General features: G+C 27.4%; 18 protein-coding genes and 3 pseudogenes. 17 read left to right on the top strand and 4 right to left on the bottom strand.

Features of this window, described 5'->3' with window-relative positions:
- Positions 1-301: 301 nt before the first annotated feature.
- A complete protein-coding gene (gene leuS, locus AC4KN9_RS04605; RefSeq protein ID WP_491017942.1) occupies positions 302-2,710 on the top strand; it encodes a leucine--tRNA ligase in 2,409 nt (802 codons plus the stop codon).
- 522 nt (positions 2,711-3,232) lie between these two features.
- Here the strand turns inward: leuS and AC4KN9_RS04600 are convergent.
- From AC4KN9_RS04600 to AC4KN9_RS04585, 4 genes are read right to left on the bottom strand one after another with little or no spacing between them, the layout of a single operon-like run.
- On the bottom strand, positions 3,233-3,913 hold the full coding sequence (locus AC4KN9_RS04600; RefSeq protein ID WP_491017461.1) for an ABC transporter ATP-binding protein: 681 nt from the start codon (positions 3,911-3,913) through the stop codon (positions 3,233-3,235).
- Positions 3,913-4,986: an FtsX-like permease family protein gene (locus AC4KN9_RS04595; protein WP_491017460.1), complete on the bottom strand. Its 1,074-nt coding sequence runs from the start codon at positions 4,984-4,986 to the stop codon at positions 3,913-3,915. Before AC4KN9_RS04595 ends, AC4KN9_RS04600 begins: the two co-directional genes overlap by 1 nt.
- Positions 4,983-6,236, bottom strand: a complete 1,254-nt coding sequence (locus tag AC4KN9_RS04590; RefSeq protein ID WP_491017459.1) for an FtsX-like permease family protein — start codon at positions 6,234-6,236, stop codon at positions 4,983-4,985. The genes AC4KN9_RS04595 and AC4KN9_RS04590 overlap by 4 nt, the downstream gene beginning before the upstream one ends.
- A 9-nt stretch (positions 6,237-6,245) precedes the next feature.
- A complete protein-coding gene (locus AC4KN9_RS04585; RefSeq protein ID WP_491017458.1) occupies positions 6,246-6,389 on the bottom strand; it encodes a hypothetical protein in 144 nt (47 codons plus the stop codon).
- 194 nt (positions 6,390-6,583) lie between these two features.
- On the opposite strand from AC4KN9_RS04585, the gene AC4KN9_RS04580 reads away from it, so the two are divergent.
- From AC4KN9_RS04580 to AC4KN9_RS04505, 16 genes and pseudogenes are all read left to right on the top strand, one after another.
- Positions 6,584-6,793, top strand: a complete 210-nt coding sequence (locus AC4KN9_RS04580; RefSeq protein ID WP_491017457.1) for a hypothetical protein — start codon at positions 6,584-6,586, stop codon at positions 6,791-6,793.
- Positions 6,794-7,076: 283 nt separating this feature from the next.
- Positions 7,077-7,462 (top strand): annotated as a pseudogene (locus AC4KN9_RS04575) (RrF2 family transcriptional regulator).
- Positions 7,463-7,480: 18 nt separating this feature from the next.
- A pseudogene (gene alaS, locus AC4KN9_RS04570) lies at positions 7,481-10,080 on the top strand (alanine--tRNA ligase).
- 8 nt (positions 10,081-10,088) lie between these two features.
- Positions 10,089-10,355, top strand: a complete 267-nt coding sequence (locus tag AC4KN9_RS04565) for an IreB family regulatory phosphoprotein (protein WP_491017456.1) — start codon at positions 10,089-10,091, stop codon at positions 10,353-10,355.
- Between the two features lie 48 nt (positions 10,356-10,403).
- Positions 10,404-10,817: a Holliday junction resolvase RuvX gene (gene ruvX, locus AC4KN9_RS04560; protein WP_491017455.1), complete on the top strand. Its 414-nt coding sequence runs from the start codon at positions 10,404-10,406 to the stop codon at positions 10,815-10,817.
- On the top strand, positions 10,817-11,074 hold the full coding sequence (locus AC4KN9_RS04555) for a DUF1292 domain-containing protein (RefSeq protein ID WP_491017454.1): 258 nt from the start codon (positions 10,817-10,819) through the stop codon (positions 11,072-11,074). The genes ruvX and AC4KN9_RS04555 overlap by 1 nt, the downstream gene beginning before the upstream one ends.
- Positions 11,075-11,085: 11 nt before the next feature.
- Positions 11,086-12,771 carry a ribonuclease J gene (locus AC4KN9_RS04550; protein ID WP_491017453.1) on the top strand — a complete coding sequence of 562 codons (1,686 nt, stop codon included), beginning with the start codon at positions 11,086-11,088 and terminating at the stop codon, positions 12,769-12,771.
- 13 nt (positions 12,772-12,784) lie between these two features.
- A pseudogene (locus AC4KN9_RS04545) lies at positions 12,785-13,380 on the top strand (YitT family protein); the annotation flags it as partial.
- Between the two features lie 15 nt (positions 13,381-13,395).
- Positions 13,396-13,683, top strand: coding sequence for a DUF2179 domain-containing protein (locus tag AC4KN9_RS04540; protein WP_491017941.1), 288 nt, complete (start codon positions 13,396-13,398; stop codon positions 13,681-13,683).
- Positions 13,646-14,506 carry a CvfB family protein gene (locus AC4KN9_RS04535; RefSeq protein ID WP_491017452.1) on the top strand — a complete coding sequence of 287 codons (861 nt, stop codon included), beginning with the start codon at positions 13,646-13,648 and terminating at the stop codon, positions 14,504-14,506. Before AC4KN9_RS04540 ends, AC4KN9_RS04535 begins: the two co-directional genes overlap by 38 nt.
- Positions 14,496-15,239: a peptidylprolyl isomerase gene (locus AC4KN9_RS04530; protein ID WP_491017451.1), complete on the top strand. Its 744-nt coding sequence runs from the start codon at positions 14,496-14,498 to the stop codon at positions 15,237-15,239. Before AC4KN9_RS04535 ends, AC4KN9_RS04530 begins: the two co-directional genes overlap by 11 nt.
- Positions 15,239-16,681, top strand: a complete 1,443-nt coding sequence (locus AC4KN9_RS04525) for an aminoacyl-histidine dipeptidase (RefSeq protein WP_491017450.1) — start codon at positions 15,239-15,241, stop codon at positions 16,679-16,681. Before AC4KN9_RS04530 ends, AC4KN9_RS04525 begins: the two co-directional genes overlap by 1 nt.
- A 50-nt stretch (positions 16,682-16,731) precedes the next feature.
- The gene (locus AC4KN9_RS04520; protein WP_491017449.1) at positions 16,732-17,145 is read left to right on the top strand and encodes a DUF1292 domain-containing protein; all 414 of its coding nucleotides are present in this window, start codon (positions 16,732-16,734) and stop codon (positions 17,143-17,145) included.
- A 31-nt stretch (positions 17,146-17,176) separates the two neighbouring features.
- Positions 17,177-17,593, top strand: coding sequence for a hypothetical protein (locus AC4KN9_RS04515; protein WP_491017448.1), 417 nt, complete (start codon positions 17,177-17,179; stop codon positions 17,591-17,593).
- Positions 17,593-18,141 carry a DUF6648 family protein gene (locus AC4KN9_RS04510; protein ID WP_491017447.1) on the top strand — a complete coding sequence of 183 codons (549 nt, stop codon included), beginning with the start codon at positions 17,593-17,595 and terminating at the stop codon, positions 18,139-18,141. The genes AC4KN9_RS04515 and AC4KN9_RS04510 overlap by 1 nt, the downstream gene beginning before the upstream one ends.
- An 82-nt stretch (positions 18,142-18,223) precedes the next feature.
- On the top strand, positions 18,224-19,153 hold the full coding sequence (locus tag AC4KN9_RS04505) for an RluA family pseudouridine synthase (protein ID WP_491017446.1): 930 nt from the start codon (positions 18,224-18,226) through the stop codon (positions 19,151-19,153).
- Positions 19,154-19,157 lie beyond the last annotated feature (4 nt).

The raw sequence follows: 19,157 nt of genomic DNA, 5'->3' as shown, positions 1-19,157 counted from the left end.
ATTTTTAATAGATAAAACTATAAATAAAAAATGTAACTCTTTATTTATAAAATATATAATTTTAACACTGATAATAATCAGTATATTTTTACAATGGTAAAAGAGGATACAATTTAAGATAGTTATTTTATATATTTTATCCGCTTCACTTATCGATATTTAGTTTATTAAATATATTACTTTTTTTAGTAAATTTAAGATTATAAAATTAAGAATATGAATTATATAATTTATTACTAAACATAATTAATAACTTATGTTATTATAATATATATATTAAAAGTGACAGGAGATTAAAATGATTGAACGATATAATCCTAATGCCATAGAAGCTAAATGGCAAAAAATATGGGATAAAGAAAAAACTTTTAAGACAATAATCAATAAAGATAAAGAAAAATTTTATGCATTAATAGAATTTCCTTATCCATCAGGAGCTGGATTACATGTAGGACATCCAAGGTCTTATACAGCACTTGATGTTGTTGCAAGAAAAAGAAGGATGCAAGATCAAGTAGTTTTATACCCGATGGGATTTGATGCTTTTGGTTTACCAACAGAAAATTTTGCTATTAAAAATAAAATACACCCAAGAATTGTTACAGAAATGAACATAGCAAACTTTACTAAACAGCTAAAAAGTATAGGTTTTTCATTTGATTGGGATAGAGCAATTGACACAACTCAACCAGATTATTATAAGTGGACACAATGGATATTCATTCAAATGTTTAAAAAAGGACTTGCATATAAAAAAGAATTTCCAATAAACTGGTGCCCATCATGTAAGGTAGGGCTTGCAAATGAAGAAGTAGTACAAGGTACATGTGATAGATGTGGAGCAGAAGTTGAACATAAAGTAAAAAATCAATGGATGCTTAAAATTACATCATACGCAGATAGATTAATTGATGACTTAAAAGAAGTAAATTATCTTGACCATATTAAAACACAGCAAACAAATTGGATTGGTAAATCATTTGGTGCAGAAATAGATTTTCCAATTGTAGGAGAAAACAACAATTTAAGAGTGTACACGACTAGACCCGATACTATTTTTGGATCAACATATATGGTTATTGCTCCAGAACATCCAATTATTGAAGAATATTCAGAATTTATTGAAAACATAGATGAAGTGAGAGAGTATCAAGATTTTGCAAATAAAAAATCTGAATTTGAAAGAGTAGAATTATCCAAAGAAAAAACTGGTGTTCAACTAAAAGGTCTAAAAGTTAAAAATCCGGTATCAAACAAGGAAATTCCAATTTGGATTTCCGATTATGTTATGATTACCTATGGTACGGGTGCTATAATGGCGGTACCGGCACATGATAAGAGAGATTATGAATTTGCTAAAAAATTTAATTTAGAAATTATAGAAGTTGTTGAAGGTGGAGATATTGAAAAAGAGGCATACACTGGAACAGGAAAAGCCATTAATTCTGATTTTATAAATGGTTTAGAAACAGATAAAGCTAAATCAATGATGATTGAATATTTAGAAAAAAATAATCTTGGAAAAAGCAAGAAAAACTTTAAATTGAGGGATTGGGTATTTTCAAGACAAAGATACTGGGGAGAACCTATTCCTATGATACATTGTGATGAATGTGGATGGCAACCAGTTGATGAGGAAAGTTTACCTATAACATTACCAGAAGTGGAAAATTATGAACCATCTGAAGATGGATTTAGTCCACTCGCTACAATTGACGACTTTGTTAATACAACATGTCCTTGTTGTGGTAAACCAGCAAAAAGAGAAACGGATACTATGCCACAATGGGCAGGATCATCATGGTATTATTTAAGATATATGGATCCTGAAAATAAAGATTTTTTAGTTGGTAAAGATGAAGTTGAATATTTTTCTCCAGTTGACTGGTATAATGGAGGTAATGAACACACAACATTGCATCTATTATATTCAAGATTTTGGCATAAATTTTTATATGATATTAATATAGTTCCTACGAAAGAACCATACATGAAAAGAACTTCCCACGGAATGATACTTGGAGAAAATGGAGAAAAAATGTCTAAATCAAAGGGGAATGTTGTAAATCCTGACGATATAGTAGAAAATTTTGGTGCCGACACTCTTAGAACGTATGAAATGTTTATTTCAGAATTTGACAAGTCAGTTCCATGGTCAGATGAAGCAGTAAATGGTGTTAGAAAATTTTTAGATAGAGTTTGGAGACTCCAAGAAATTTTGATAGATGGAAATCATTTTACAAAAGATATGGAAGTTCTCATAAATCAATGCATTAAAAAAGTTTCAGAAGATTATGAAAATTTAAAATTTAATACAGCTATTTCACAAATGATGATACTTTCAAATGCCTTTATAAAGAAAGGGGCAATAACTAAAAAGGAATTGGAAATATTTATTATTTTATTAAACCCTTGTGCTCCACATATTACTGAAGAAATATGGGAAAGATTAGGAAATAAAACTCAGATTGCAAATCAAAATATATGGCCCAAATATGATGAAGCAAAGCTTGTAGGAGATACCATAAAAATTCCTGTTCAAGTAAATGGTAAAGTAAGAAGTACCATTGAGGTGGCTGAAGGTGAAACAAAAGAAAATATAATTGAACTGGCACAAAAAGAGGAAAATGTACTTGCATTTATAGATGGTAAATCTGTAAAGAAAGTTATTTATGTACCTGGAAAAATATTAAATATTGTTGTTGGATAATAATTAAAATATTGTTGCATATTCACAAAAAAGTGAGTTTGCAACATTTTTTTACTCTAAAACAGAAGATGATGAACTTTAGAATACACAGTATAATTAAATTGTTTTTATATCACATAGTTTGATAAACTTAGATTAAAATTAGACAATCCTAACTTAATATTCTACAACATTTAATTAATTCGTTACAATGAATCTTAGAATTAATAAATAATAGAAGGATTTATGAGAAAAAATAAAGTTAGTATATTTAGTTTGTTACTAGAAATGATGCTGATATTATCAAATATTATACCAGACTTGTTATATTATTTTTAAGTGCAACATCGATATTAATCTATATTGAAATAAGAAAAAAGTAAATAAGTACAACCTAAAATAATTTAATAAATTTACCCAAAAGTAGCCTTCTAGTTAGTCCTTCCAAATAACCTAACTAGAAGGTCTTTTATAGTTTAATAAAAAAATCCCATAAAAGCAAGTATTAAAACTTAACTTTTAGGGATTGAATTTGTATGCATTTTACATATTTTTTAACAATACTTTTCCATCTATAATCTCATAGATCTTATCTGTTTGTCTAGCTACATTTATATCGTGGGTTACAATTATTATTGAAATATTTTCAGAAATTAAAGTTCTAAATAATTGCATTATTTCTTCTGAAGTTGATTCATCTAAAGCACCTGTAGGTTCATCTGCTAAAATTAACTTAGGATTGTTAACTAACGCTCTTGCGATACTCACTCTTTGTTTTTGCCCACCACTTAGTTTTGATACTTTTTTGTTATAAAAATCTTTACTATATCCAACTTTATGTAGAGCCTCATACGCTTTTTTATTAATTTCTTTTAATGGAACTTTTGAATCAAAATATAATGGAGTTTTTACATTTTCAATAACTGTATCTTCTTCAATCAACATATAATCTTGAAAAATAAAACTTATATCTTTTCCTCTGATATTCTCTATTTCTTTCAATTTCAATTTAGAAATATCTTTACCATCAAAAAAGTATTCTCCATTCTGAAAAGTTTCAAGACAACCAATTATATTTAATAATGTCGATTTACCGATTCCACTCGTTCCCATTATTGATACATATTCATTTGAATTTAATGTAAAATCTAAATCTTTTAACACATGTAATTCATTCTCTTTATCTTTGTTATAAAATTTATTCAACTTTCTAATCTCAATCATTAAACTTTCTCCTTATATAGCTCTATAACAGATTTTTTGAAATATTTTCTAATTGCAAAGTATGTGAAAATAAGTAATAATACTAAGAATAAGCTAAATACAAATACTATAAAGTCCAACTTTAAAGAATACCTATTTAAACCAAAGATACCTTTTAATATTACACTATCAATAGTTATAAATAAAATACAAGCTATTAAGAAAGAAAATATATAAATTGCAATAGTTTCAGATAAAAGCATTGTATAAAATTTTCTTTTCTTTATTCCTAAAAAGTTATATATAAAATATCTCTTTTTTCTATTATTTAAAATATTCCAATATACAAATAATATATTGAGTATAGATAAAGCTAACACAGTTAAAATTATAGGATACATTCTTTCGATGCTTTCCTGCATTCCACCAGATGTATCGATTTTCGTATATACATTTTTCCCCATTAAATTATTTATTTCACTATAAATATCAAGTCTTTTTTCTTTAGATATATCATCAGTTAAATTTATCTCAGCTTCAACTGATTTTAAATTCAATTTTTCCGCTGTATTTAAGGAAACAACAAAAGCATCGTGACCGCCAGCAAAATCTGTAAATCCTATCACTTTTAATGATAGTCTATTTATATCAATATAATCGCCTATTTTTATATCATTATTCAATGAGTGAATAAGAGGAATAGCCACTTCTAAATTATTTGAGTCGAAGTCTGGTAATGAACCCGAGTATATCTGATAAGATTTTTTAAAATTATATATAGTATAGAAATAATCACTTATTTCATTTTCTCCAAAATCCTTATTCACAGTGAAATTTTGAGGGTATTCATATCTTATATCATATCTATTAATATTTTTATATTTATTTAATATTTCTATATGTTTAGATTTGTCTAAATTCTTAAATATAAAATTTGCACTTATATTTTTATCTGTTAGAGCTCTTCTGTCGTCTATTCTCAGTTGATTTGAGGATAAAATTTGAAAACAAAATACTGCAGATAATATCAGCACTATTATATACAAATACATTTGTTTTATATTTCTAATAATTTCTTTTGATATCAATTTCATATTTTACCTCTCACATTACTAAATTCTTTCTTTAATTCTAATATTGGTAAAATCGAAACGAGCATACTTAATATAATTGATCCCACTAATACAACGATAAATGTTATCATATCAAAACTTAGCTCAGATCCTGCACCTGTAGTCGCAAACCTACCAAATATCGAAAAATCATTTAGTAAATATTTTACAATTATTTTGTAAAAAAAGATGTATGACAATATACTTATAATAAATATAGTCAAGTAATTATAAAATGTTATTAGATATAAATCTTTTTTTGATGCTCCATTAACAATGTAAATTTTAAATCTATTTTTCAATAAATCTTTGTTAATATATGCCACACTCACCACTGTAATTATTACTATCCCAACAAGAGATATCATTACATCTAAATATCGCTGTAAAGAACTTAAGTATAATTTATATTGTTCTGCTATTAAATTTTTCGTGAATTGATAATAGCCTAAATTATTTTCCTTTATATAATTTTCAAACTCAATAATTTTTTCTTTTTCTATTTTATCATTAAAATAGATAATATTCGCTTGAAATTTAGGAATTCCAAAGTCCTCAATATATCTATACAAGTTTTTGTCATATGCTACAATAAAATTAGGCGATTTATTTCTGTTTTCAGGAAACAAACTAGATATTGGAAATGAACTATTTGAAATCATTCCGAGCGATGGAAGTTTTGTATCATCGTCATAATATCCTTTTACAATAATTTTTACATCTTTTTTTTCATTTAAATAAAATCCATCACCAATTTTATATTCATTTGAATGTGAACGTTGCACTACAGCTGGTACAACATTGTCTTTTATATTAAAATCAATATTGTCATCAAAATTTTTACTCAAGATATTTAATGTAGTTTCATCATACATATTTATATTTTTATTAATATCTTCAATGTAAAAATCAGTTTTAATTCTAGTAAAACTTTTGAAATCATCAGGATGACTTTCTATATACTCTTTTACTAAATTATAATTATTTATTATATCATCAAGATTTGATTCAGCATTTTTATCTCTTCTATTAATATAATCAGGTTTATTCATATAAAATAGAGCATTATTTAATGAACTATTTTTAAGGTAATTATACTCAGATATAATAGAACCTATTTCTTTCACATTTTTAACAGAATATAATAACATGAAAAATATTTGACATATGATTATAAAATTAATAAATTTCTTTTTTTTAAATAAATTTATACTCATTAATAAGTTTTTCATAAAATCATCCTATTTAGTAGTCATTCTTTTTCTCATAAATTCCCTTAATCCCACATCACTATACTTTATAGACACATAATTTTCTCTACTACCTTTAGCATATGAATAAATTCTAGAATTATCATAAGGTATTGGCGTACCATTTTCTATCATCTAAAACCTCCTATTTGTTTTATGGAATCATCATATAATAAATTTTATTAATTTTCAACTATTTTTATTTTTAAGAATAATATCCTTAAATTAAATAAATTTTCAATATTCTGCAGATTTTTATATAAACTTAATTATAACAAAATTATGAATAATTATAAATCGCATCCAAATATGATTCTAGAACTCAGTCATTGACATTTGACCTATATTCTAATCTTAATGATGTTATCAACGAAATGGATTATTCTGGAGATAATACTCAAAAAGAATTACCAAAAGCACCAGAATTAAAACCTTTAAAACCGGAAAATCCAGGTACTGGAGATATCGGAATTGTAAGTTTAGTAATAGCGATGATAGTATCAGCTGGTGCGTATCTAGGTATTAGAAAAAGAAAATAGTTCAAGATAATAAGTTGCTACAGAGTAGAGTAAATCTATTCTGAGCAACTTTTTGATTTTTATGGTTAAACAATATCTGTTGAACCTAAATTATTTTAAGGATAGCTTTTTTGCCACATATATTTGACAACTCTAGAGAATTTATTTGAATATAATATGATAGCCCCTTTATAATTATTGTAATATCTAGTATAATAGATATAAGTGTAAATATAGCAATTACCTTTAAATTATTGTATCAATTTGATATATTTAATATATTAATTGTTAGATTGGAGATTATATGAATTTAACGACTAAAACTGAATATGGTCTACGTGCATTACAATATTTAAGAGATAAGTATGATGATGGACCTATTAATATTAATGAAATATCTACCAATTTAAATTTAAGTAAGACATATATTGAGCAAATTTTCAGAAAATTGAAAAAGGCTAATATAATTGAAAGTACAAGAGGTAAAAACGGAGGATATCAATTAAAGAAGATCCGTCAAAAATAATTGTTGGAGATGTAATAAGAATTTTGGAAGGAAATATTGAGCTATCTCATAAATGTAAAGTAGAAAATTGCCAAGTTGAAGAATGTGCATCAAGAGATGTTTTTAATAGGATTGATTCAGCTGTATCAAATGTTATAGATACAATTACTTTAGAACAAATATAGTCAATAGATGAGGTTAATATGAAAAAAATGAATTTAAACCAGCTTAGAAAAGAGTATTTAGATTTTTTCGAGTCAAAAGATCATTTGAGGCTAAAGAGCTACTCTCTTATACCAAATAAAGATAAGAGTTTACTTTTAATAAATGCAGGTATGGCACCATTGAAGGAATATTTTTTAGGTTCTAAAAAAATGTCAAAAAATAGAGCTACGTCCTCACAAAGATGTGTACGAACCGGCGATATTGATAACGTTGGGAAAACAGATAGACACGGTACATTTTTTGAAATGCTTGGAAATTTTTCTTTTGGAGCATATTTCAAGAGAGAAGCAATTAAATGGGCTTGGGAATTTTTAACAGAAGTAATTGAAATGGATAAAGATAAATTATCAGTTTCAGTGTTTTTAGATGATGATGAAGCTTATGATATCTGGAAAAATGAAATTGGGCTTTCTGAAGATAAAATTAAAAGATTTGGAAAAGAAGATAATTTTTGGGAGATAGAACAAGGACCATGTGGTCCTTCTTCTGAAATTTTTTATGATAGAGGGGAAGATTACGAAGGGGATGACAGATTTTTAGAAATATGGAATCTAGTATTTACACAATTTAATAAAGATGCAAATGGGGAATATAATAAATTAGATAATCCAAATATAGATACAGGTATGGGACTTGAAAGGCTTGCCCTTGTAGTTGAAGACGCTAATAATATTTTTGAATTAGATACATTTAGTCCACTTAAAGATAAAATAGAAGAATTATCAGGTAAAAAATATAAATCATCTAAAAAAGTTGATGAATCAATAAGAGTTATAATGGATCATATAAAAGCTATTACCTTCCTAGTTTTTGATGGTGTAGTACCTTCAAATGAAGGAAGAGGATATGTTTTAAGAAGGTTAATTAGAAGAGCATATCGCCACGGAAAATTATTAGATATAAACGGTCATTTTCTAGAAAAATTATCACAAATTGTTATGGATATATATAAACCAGAGTATCCAGAACTTAATGAAGATAAGAATAGAGTATTAAAAATAATAAGAAAAGAAGAAGATAATTTCCAACAAACTATTGATCAAGGCCTTGATATATTAAACGATTTCTTAAAAGAATTAGAAAATAATAATAAATCCATACTAAAAGGAGAGGATGCATTTAAGCTTTATGATACTTATGGATTTCCTCTAGACTTAACTAAAGAGATTGCTGCGGATAAGGATATTGAAGTAGACAATCTTGGATTTGAAAAATCTATGAAAGAGCAAAAAGAAAAATCTCGATCAAATAAGAATTTCAAAGATGGTTGGGAAGATGAAAAAATTGTCGTAAATGGTTTTGAAAGTACAGAATTTGTGGGATATAATTTTCTAACATCAGATTCAAAAATAATAGGAATTATTGGAAATGATAAAGAAAGTATAAGTGAAGGTGAAAGTTCTATAATAATATTAGATAAGACACCATTTTATGCTGAATCAGGTGGTCAAATTGGAGATACAGGATTTATTATAAGTGACCATGGAAAATTAAAGGTTACAGATACAAAGAAAACTGGTGATGAAATATTTTATCATTTTGTAGAATGTATAGAAGGAGAGCTATCATTAAATGATCATGTCGTAGCAAAAGTAGATGCAAATAAGCGTGAAGCGATTAAGAAAAACCATTCAGTTACTCATTTGTTGAATAAGGCACTAAAAGAAGTATTGGGTAATCATATTACTCAAGCTGGATCTATGTTTCTGATGAAAGAATGAGGTTTGATTTTACACATTTTGAAACTATTAGCAAAGATGATTTAACTGAAATTGAAGCGAGAGTAAATAAAGCAATTTTTGAAGGATTAGAAGTAAATATTTTTGAAACAAGCCTAAAAGAGTCATCTGAATTAGGTGCAGTTGGGGTATTTGAAGATAAATATAAAGAAGTAGTAAGAGTTGTTGACATGGGAGGATATTCTATTGAACTTTGTGGTGGTACTCATGTAGAAAACACAAGCAATATAATGATGTATAAAATACTATCTGAAACAAGTATCGCTTCAGGGGTGAGAAGAATTGAAGGGATAACCGGTCTAAATGTATACAACTATTTAAATGAATATATAGATAGAGAAAATAGAATAGCTGGATTATTGAAAGTTCAAAAAAATATAATTGAAGATAAAATCAAGTCAATAATAGAAATTGAAAAAGAATTAAAATCTCAAATTGAATCGTACAAGCAAGCACAAGAAGCAAATGTATTAGGTGAATTGTTAAATGATACTAAAAATATTTGTGGAGTGGAGTCAATAATAGCTAAATTAGATGGTGTAGACATGGATTCATTAAAAGGAATTGCTGATAAATTTAAGACTGATAGAAATACAGAAAATAAAGTATTGGTATTAGCAAGCGTAGTCGATGATAAAATTTATTTTGTTACAGCCGTTGCAAAAAATCTAATTTCAAAAGGATTAAAAGCAGGAGATTTAGTTAGGTTTGTTGCTAAATATACCGGTGGTAATGGTGGTGGAAGACCAGACTTTGCACAAGCAGGTGGAAAAGAAATTGATAAAGTAGATGAAGCATTAGTAGAAGTAGAAAATTTTATTAAAAATCAACTTCAATAGGAGGAGTTATGGCAGATTTTGGCGAAACAATGCGTTTTAAACTTGGCGAAGATGAGCATGATGAAGTATCAGAAATTTTTAAATTAGTTTATGATGCTTTAGTTGAAAAAGGATATTACCCTACTAACCAAATTATTGGATATTTAATATCAGGGGATCCTACGTATATTACTTCACACAATAACGCAAGAAAAACTATTCAACAAATAGATCGAAATGATTTGTTAGAAAAAGTTTTAAATTTTTATTTTGAAAAGAATGATATTAAAAAATAATTAAAAAGAGGTAGTTTTTTCTGCCTTTTTTTAATGAGATGGAGAAAAATGGAAAGATATATAGGATTAGATATTGGTAGAAAAACTATTGGTGTTGCAATATCGGATCCATTTTTAATGTTTGCAAATGGTCTGACAACAATAAAAAGAACAAAAGTTAAAGAAGATATAAAAAAAATTTTACAAATCACAAAAGAAAAAGAAGTTATAAAAATAGTTGTAGGTATGCCATACAATATGGATGGATCAATGGGACCATCTGCACAAAGAGTTATGAGTTTTGTAGACTTATTAAAAAAGGAAACAGATATAGATATTATATACGAAGACGAGAGATTGACAACAGTTTCAGCTGAAGAAGTGCTGATACAAACAGGAGTAAGAAGGGAAAAGAGAAAGGAACATATAGATAAGATTGCGGCAAGTTTTATTTTGCAATCGCATTTAGATTCGAGGTTATAATGGAAAATTTAGATAATGTAGAATATATAGAATTAAATGACGGTAATGAAACTATAAAACTTTTATTGCTAGATACATTTGGAGTAGAAGAAAAAGATTATGCGGCATTATTGGATGAAAATGATGATCAATTATATATATTAGAAATACATTTAGAAGATAATGAAGTAGTTTTTGAAACAATAGAAGATGAAGAAGAATTTAATGAAATCCTAGCTCTTTATGAAGAATTAATAGATGAAAGCTATGAAGAGTAGAAAGGTAAAAAATGAAACATAATTACAAAAGAAAAGTTAGAAAATCAAAAATAAAAATTATACCGCTAGGTGGAGTGGGGGAAATCGGTAAAAATATGACTGCCGTAGAATACAATAATCAAATAATTATTGTAGACGCAGGTACAATATTTCCAGATGAATCTATGCCAGGTATTGACATAGTAATTCAAGATTACACATACTTAGAACAAAATAAACATAAAATAAAAGGTCTAGTTATTACACACGGTCACGAAGATCATATAGGAGCTGTACCATATTTGTTGAAAAAAATAAATATGAGAGTATATGCTACTAGGCTTACCATAGGATTGATAGAATCAAAAATACAAGAGCATGGATTAGATACTTCGGTATTGAAGAAAGTATCTCAAGGTCAGACGATTAGATTAGGCGACTTTGATGTGGAATTTATCGCTGTAAATCATTCTATACCAGATTCATGTGCTATAGCTCTTCATACAAATGAAGGAGTTATATTATTTACTGGTGACTTTAAGGTTGATTTCACACCAATCGATGGCGTTCAAATGGATTTACAGAGATTTGGAGAACTAGGGAGAAAGGGAGTGCTTTGTCTTTTAAGTGATAGCACAAATGTTGAGAGACCCGGTTACACTATGAGTGAAAAATCAATTCGAGAAACGTTTAAGAAAGTTTTTGCAGAAGCAAAAGGTAGAATTACAGTAGCGACATTTGCCTCTAACTTACATCGTATTCAGCAAGTATTTGATGCCACAGAGTATCACAATAAAAAAATGTTTATATCTGGTAGATCAATGGTTAAAAATATAAATATTGCTGTTAATTTAGGATATTTAAAAGTAAAAAAAGATACCATTCAGGATATTAAACATATAGACAAATATGATGACGAAGAGATTGTAATGCTTACAACGGGTAGTCAAGGTGAACAAATGGCTGCCTTAACAAGAATGGCGAGAGAAGAACATAGAAAACTAAAATTACAAGAAGGTGATACTGTAATAATTTCAGCAACACCTATTCCTGGTAATGAAGAGTCTATGGGAACTGTTATAAACAATCTATCTAAATTGGGAGTAAACGTTGTATATTCTAAGCTTGCAGATGTTCACGTTTCAGGACATGCATCAAGAGAAGAATTAAAACTAGTTTTATCATTGGTTCAACCAAAATTCTTTATTCCGGTACACGGAGAATATAGACATCAAAAAATGCATAAAGATTTAGCAGTTGAGATGGGGATGCATCCAGATAATGTATTTATAACAAATATCGGTGATGTAATAGAATTAGATAAAAATAACGCAAATAAAGTTGGTGAAGTACCGGCGGGTAAAGTACTTGTTGATGGCTTAGGAATTGGTGACGTTGGAAATATTGTCTTAAGAGATAGAATGAAATTAGCAGAAGACGGACTAATAAGTGTTACTTTAGTGTATAGTAAAAGCAAAAAAGAAGTTGTTGGTTCATTAAGAATGATATCAAGAGGATTTATTTATGTAAAAGATTCAACAGATATTATGTCTGGAGCATATAAACAGCTAGATTTAATTAAAAACGAAATTAATTCTAAAAAAATAACAGATATTTCACAAATGAAATATTTAATAATTGATAAAATGAGAAACTATGTTTACTCAGAGCTAAAAAGGGATCCAATGGTTTTAGCAATGGTGGTTGAAATAGATTAATGCGAGGTTATAAATGTTGAAAAAAACAAAATTTAATTTGAAGAAATTAGTTTATATATTACTAGGTTGTGCAATAATGTCAGTTGGAGCATTCTTCTTTAACATTCCTGCAAATATTGCTGCGGGTGGTGTAACTGGTTTCGCACAAATTATTAAACATCTTATACCAGGAATAAACGTAGGTTTAGTAATGATTATTCTAAATGCTTTGATACTTGTTGCTGGAGCTTATTTCTTAGGTAAAGAATTTGCCTTTATACCATAGTAGGTTCTTTTGGATATTCAACATTTGTTGGTGTTTTAGATTCTTTAGTAAAGTTAGATGGTCCTATAATCAAGGATAGCTTAGTTAATGTTGTAATTGGTGGTGCTTTAATTGGTATAGGATTATCAATAGTGTTTATGGAAAACGCATCAACAGGTGGAACAGATGTTATAGCCAAAATAATTGAAAGATACACTAATTATAGTGTTTCTATAGGAATGATTATAGCAGATTCTACAGTTATTATATTTGCTGCAATAGTGTTTGGATTAGATAGTGGTATATATGCACTAATTTCATTATTTATAACATCGTACACGGTAGATTATGCAATAACAGGTTTTAACTCTAAAATTGCAATGACGATTATTTCAGATGAAATTGATAAAATAAATAATTTTATATCTACAGAGATTGTTAGAGGAACTACGCTATATAAAGCAGTTGGTGGATATACAAAAAAAGATAAATTCATATTAGTAACGGTAGTGGATAGAAAACAATATATAAAAATAAGACGCTTTATTCAAGAAGTAGATGAAGAAGCCTTTGTTTATACAAGCAATATAAGCGAAGTAATTGGATATGGTTTCTCAAGGGAGTTTATACATGATAAAGTTGGGGACAACACAAAAATTACAGATTAAAAGAATCACGTCAATTGGGGCCTTCATAGGTGAAGTAGATAATGAAAATTTAGAAGAGGATATTTTATTACCTAGAAAATATCTAAAAAAAGATAAAGAAGTAGGCGATGAAATTGAGGTGTTTATATATAAAGATAATAGCAATAGACCAATTGCAACAACTAAGAAATCTAAAATAGAATTGGGAGAGTTAGCACTTTTACAAGTGCTTGATACAACTAAAATTGGTGCTTTCTTAGATTGGGGACTTGATAAAGATTTGTTATTACCTTTTGAAGAGCAATTAGGACAAATAAAAAAATATTCATATCATTTAGTTGGACTTTATGTAGATAAATCAAAAAGACTATGTGCTACAATGAAAATAGACGATTACTTTGAAACGAATGTTCCCTATAAAGAAGATGATTGGGTAGAAGGGGTAATATATTCATATAACAGCGACATTGGTGCATTTATTTTAATAGATGGAAAATACAATGGATTATTACCTCAAATAGAAATTACGGGTGTTCCTAAGGTTGGTGATAATATCAAGCTTAGAGTTAAAAATGTAAAATCAGATGGTAAAATTGATCTAACAACAAATAATAGATCTCATGTTGAATTGAATCAAGATGCAGATTTTATTTTTTCCATACTCAGAGATAATGGTGGATTTTTAAGAGTTAATGATAAGAGTGATCCAAAAGTAATTAGAAAAGTTTTTAATATGAGCAAATCACAATTTAAGAAATCTATCGGTAGATTATATAAACAAAGAAGAATAGTATTTAAGAATAATGGAATACAAATAAATAAAGGAGATAATTATGTCAAATAAAGTATATTACAAAGTTAATGGAAGAGAAATAACAGAACAAGATGTTACAAAATTTATAGCAAACTTAGGTCAAGATGGATTTAGATTTAATTCACCAGAAGGAAAAAAACAAGTTGCTGAAGAATTGTTAAATCAAGAATTATTACTATTAGATGCTTTAGATAATGGGCTTGATAAAGAAGAAGATTATAAAACTGAAGTGGAGTTTGCAAAGGATCAAATCTTAAAACAATTTGCAATGAAAAAAATACTTAGTTCAGCTGAAGTAACTGATGAAGAAGCAAAAGAATTTTACGAAAAAAATCCGAGCCACTTTTCAGAAGTTTATGAATTTCATGCGTACCACATTCTAGTAAAAGATGAAAAAGAAGCAAAGAAAATCAAAGAAAAAATTGATAATGGAGCAGACTTTGAAGAATTGGCAAAAGAAGATTCAACTTGTCCATCAAAAGAAAAAGGTGGTGATTTAGGTCACTTCCAATCAGGTCAAATGGTTCCAGAGTTTGAAAAAGCATTATTGAAATTAAAAGATGGGGAAGTATCGGAACCGGTTAAAACACAATTTGGATATCACATCATAAGATTAGATCACAAACATTTAATTAAAGAAAATAACTTTGAATCATACAAAGAAGATTTAAAAAGAACTATGATATCTCAAAAGCAACAAGAATTATACTTAAATAAAACAAAAAAATTGAAAGAAAAATTTGACGTTGTAGAGGGGGAATAATGCAAGAATTAAAAAATTCAACCGCAGCTCTAGTTTTTAAACATTTTGAGTCAATAAATCAAATACCTAGATGCTCACATGATGAAGAGAAAATTTCTCAATTTATGTATAACTTTGGTAAACAATTAGGCTATGAAACTACCAGAGATGAATTTGGAAATGTAATTATAATTAAACCGGCAACAAAAGGTTTTGAAAATAGTGATACTGTAATATTGCAAAGTCATTTAGATATGGTTTGTGTTAAAACGGATGACTCAGATCATGATTTTGCATGTGATCCAATTGATATGTATATTGATGGAGACTTTATTAAAGCTAGAGGAACTACATTAGGTTCTGATGATGGAATTGGTGTAGCTTTAACTATGGCAATCTTAGAAGATAAAGATTTAGAACATCCTGAAATTGAAGCTTTATTCACGACTACTGAAGAAACAGGAATGGATGGTGTCAAAGGATTATCAGATAATATTTTAAGAGGTAAAAAATTAATAAATTTAGATAACGAAGAAGATTGGAAAGTATTTGTTGGTTGTGCGGGTGGTGCAGAAGCTAGATTAATTAAATCATTTGATAGATTCGAAAAATCTCAATACACTAATTTTGAAATAAAATTAAACGGTTTGCAAGGTGGACATTCAGGATTGATGATTCATGAAAATTTACTTAATGCTAATAAAGAATTATCTTCAATAATTAAAGATTTATTCACGAAATTTGACCTACTTCTTATTGAAGTAAAAGGTGGATCAAAGCAAAATGCGATTCCAACAAATTCAGAATATAAAATTGGTGTTAAAAATTCTGAAAAAGATGAATTTTTAAGAGAATTTGAAACATTAAAGTCTAGACTTTTAGAAATAAAAAAAAGAATTGAACCTTCAATTAATATTGAAATCAATGAATTAAATGAATGCAGAAAATATATAGATAAAGAAGATTCTAAAAATATTATAGATGCTATAATTAAATTACCACATGGTGTTAATTCAGTGGATGATAACTTAAATATTGTAAAATCATCAAATAATTTGGCGATACTTAAAACAAATGAAAACGAGTTTTACATTCATACATCAATTAGGTCATCAGATTCAAAAGATATGGACGAATTAAGTGAAAAAATTGTACTTACTGGAAAAGAATTTGGTTTTGAAGCGAAATTTAATGATAGATATCCAATGTGGGAACCGAAATTTAACACAAAGCTATTAGAAGCAACAAAAAAGGTATATAGAAACTTAACAAATAAAGATATTGAAGTCGCTGTAATACATGCTGGTCTTGAGACGGGTACATTAAGTCAAAAATATCCTAATATTGAAATGATTAGCATAGGGCCAACAACCACAGGTGCTCATACGCCATCTGAACAGGTTTCAATCACATCAGTTGAATTCGTTTTCAAATATTTAATAGAGTTACTAAAAAATTTGTAGAAAATAATAAAATAGGGTATATTTAAATAAAGAATTTTAGGAGGAATCTAATGAGTGATGATAAAAACAGATATGAAAAAGAAGATCTAGAATTTAATGATGAAATCGAAGAATATGAAGAGGATTTCCAGGAGTTTACATTAGTACTTGAGGATGATACTGAATTAGAGTGTGTAATAATAGCACAATTTAATGTTGATGAACAAGGTTACATTGCGTTATTACCAATAGAAGGCGAAGAAAATAGTATATTATTATATAGAGCGATAGAAAACGGTGATTCATTTGATGTATCAATGATTGAATCGGATGAAGAGTTTGAATTAGCCAGTGAAGCATATTATCAAGTAGTGGATGAAGATCTAGAGTTTGTAGGTCATGAACATGAGCATAATTGCGGATGTGGAGAGGATGGACATCATCACCATGATGCTTGCGGTTGTGAAGGTTGTAGTTGTGAATAATTAATTCAAAATAAAGGAAGGATGGTATATTATGGTTAAACTAATACTAGGAAAATCAGGTAGTGGTAAAACAAAATATTTAATTGATAATGCTAATGAAGAAAAATCAAGAGGTAACGGTAACATAGTATTTATTGATACTGATGATTCTCATATTTTTTCACTAGATTATGCTGTTAGATTGATAAATGCAAAAAAATTTGGAATAGATAGTGTAGATTCATTATATGGTTTTATTGCAGGGATTATATCAAGGGATTATGATATCGAAAAAATCTATTTAGATGGAATATATCAAATAATAGATTTTAATAAAGAAAACACAAAACACCTGCTTTCTAGATTGAGTAAACTATCTGAAGAAAATGAAATTGAAGTTTTATTAGGGTTTGATAACGATAAAGACGAACTTCCTGAAAATGGAGAATTTGAAATTGTAGAGATGTAATGATAATAACAGATGAAAAAAAATTAGAAAAATTTATTAATTTGAGAAATCAATATATTGATTTACTAGTAGAAAAGAAAATTACAAAGCTAGAATTTAATATGTTAAATAATGAAATATATTACAAAATAAATCTAAGACCATTCGTGGTCTTAGATTCTTTTAATAAAGCTCTATTTAACTATAATTATTTCAATTCAAAGGCGAAAATATACTTAGAAGATAGTAAGAAATATAAAAATTCTAAAAATGTAAGAGATCAAAAAAGATATAAATTGGCAGAAAATAATAAAATAAATTGCTATCATCATAAAGATAAATCAATAATAGCAATGATAAACCTTGAAAAACCAGAAAAGATTATAGCGTATAATATTAAATTACACTCTAAAAATTTATCAAATGAAATTTTTGAGATATATTTTATGAATAAAGAGAAAATAATATTACATACCAAAAACTCAGAAATAAAAAAGTTACTTATATCATTAAATATTTTTGAAGAAAAAGAGAGAGAATCCTTAATTTCATCATATATCAATAATTAGAGCCTACTTAGATATAAATATCTAGTGGGCTTTAATTAGTTTTTAGCATTTATGCTATAATTATTATATTAAGGAGTAATATATGCGAGAAATAAAAATAGGTGTAAATGATGATAATCAAACTGTGATTAAGTATCTCAATAAGTATATATCAAAAGCACCAAATTCACTTATATATAAGTGGATTCGTAAGAAAAAAATAAAAGTCAATAAAAATAGAGTTGAACCAAGTACGATTATGTATAAAGGCGATATACTTTATCTATATATTTATGATGAAGAAATTGAAAAATGGCAAGAAGAAAAAAAAAGTATTAAGTCTAAAATTAATTTAGACATTGCGTTTGAAAATGATGATGTAATGGTAATAGATAAGCCTCAAAATGTTTTAGTTCATGCAGCAAGCCCAAAAGATTATGGTAAAAATGTTGTAGATTTTATTGTCGATTTAATGATAGAGAGAGAAGAGTATATTCCAAGACTAAATCCCACATTTAGACCGGCAATAGTAAATAGGATTGATAGAAATACTATGGGACTTGTAATTGGTGCAAAAAATAGAAAATCGCTTTTACAATTAAATGATGCTATTGATAATGGAATGATTAAAAAATATTATCTTGCAATAGTTAAAGGGAAATTGAATAAAAAACTTACAATTAAAAAAAAACTTGAGAAAGATGATAATAATAATGTATCGGTAAGTGAAAATGGTAAAGAAGCGATTACAAAAGTTAATCCAATTTTAAGTACAGAAAAATATTCATTAATAGAAGTAGAAATATTGACTGGTAGAACACATCAAATCAGAGTTAGTCTTGCAGATATTGGGCACCCAATTATTGGAGATAGAAGATATTCAGACGATAAGGATATTTTGTATAAAGATCAACAATTGGTGGCATATAAATTAATATTTGATGAAAAGATTTCAGTAAAGTCATTAAAAAACAAAATAGTAATAAGCAAATATGAGAAATATATTAAGGATTTATTTACAAAATTAATTTAGGAGG

This window comes from Helcococcus sp. SA-HE-C1, assembly GCF_985670335.1.
This window is presented reverse-complemented; position numbering and strand designations above follow the sequence as displayed.

Bases quoted from the DNA above. Each gene is read 5' to 3' on its own strand.
- AC4KN9_RS04510 (WP_491017447.1), top strand. From the start codon at position 17,593: ATGATAATAACAGATGAAAAAAAATTAGAAAAATTTATTAATTTGAGA.
- AC4KN9_RS04525 (WP_491017450.1), top strand. From the start codon at position 15,239: ATGCAAGAATTAAAAAATTCAACCGCAGCTCTAGTTTTTAAACATTTT.
- AC4KN9_RS04520 (WP_491017449.1), top strand. From the start codon at position 16,732: ATGAGTGATGATAAAAACAGATATGAAAAAGAAGATCTAGAATTTAAT.
- AC4KN9_RS04555 (WP_491017454.1), top strand. From the start codon at position 10,817: ATGGAAAATTTAGATAATGTAGAATATATAGAATTAAATGACGGTAAT.
- AC4KN9_RS04565 (WP_491017456.1), top strand. From the start codon at position 10,089: ATGGCAGATTTTGGCGAAACAATGCGTTTTAAACTTGGCGAAGATGAG.
- AC4KN9_RS04590 (WP_491017459.1), bottom strand. From the start codon at position 6,236: ATGAAAAACTTATTAATGAGTATAAATTTATTTAAAAAAAAGAAATTT.
- AC4KN9_RS04530 (WP_491017451.1), top strand. From the start codon at position 14,496: ATGTCAAATAAAGTATATTACAAAGTTAATGGAAGAGAAATAACAGAA.
- AC4KN9_RS04535 (WP_491017452.1), top strand. From the start codon at position 13,646: ATGATAAAGTTGGGGACAACACAAAAATTACAGATTAAAAGAATCACG.
- AC4KN9_RS04595 (WP_491017460.1), bottom strand. From the start codon at position 4,986: ATGAAATTGATATCAAAAGAAATTATTAGAAATATAAAACAAATGTAT.
- AC4KN9_RS04550 (WP_491017453.1), top strand. From the start codon at position 11,086: ATGAAACATAATTACAAAAGAAAAGTTAGAAAATCAAAAATAAAAATT.
- ruvX (WP_491017455.1), top strand. From the start codon at position 10,404: ATGGAAAGATATATAGGATTAGATATTGGTAGAAAAACTATTGGTGTT.
- AC4KN9_RS04505 (WP_491017446.1), top strand. From the start codon at position 18,224: ATGCGAGAAATAAAAATAGGTGTAAATGATGATAATCAAACTGTGATT.
- AC4KN9_RS04585 (WP_491017458.1), bottom strand. From the start codon at position 6,389: ATGATAGAAAATGGTACGCCAATACCTTATGATAATTCTAGAATTTAT.
- AC4KN9_RS04540 (WP_491017941.1), top strand. From the start codon at position 13,396: ATGACGATTATTTCAGATGAAATTGATAAAATAAATAATTTTATATCT.
- AC4KN9_RS04515 (WP_491017448.1), top strand. From the start codon at position 17,177: ATGGTTAAACTAATACTAGGAAAATCAGGTAGTGGTAAAACAAAATAT.
- AC4KN9_RS04600 (WP_491017461.1), bottom strand. From the start codon at position 3,913: ATGATTGAGATTAGAAAGTTGAATAAATTTTATAACAAAGATAAAGAG.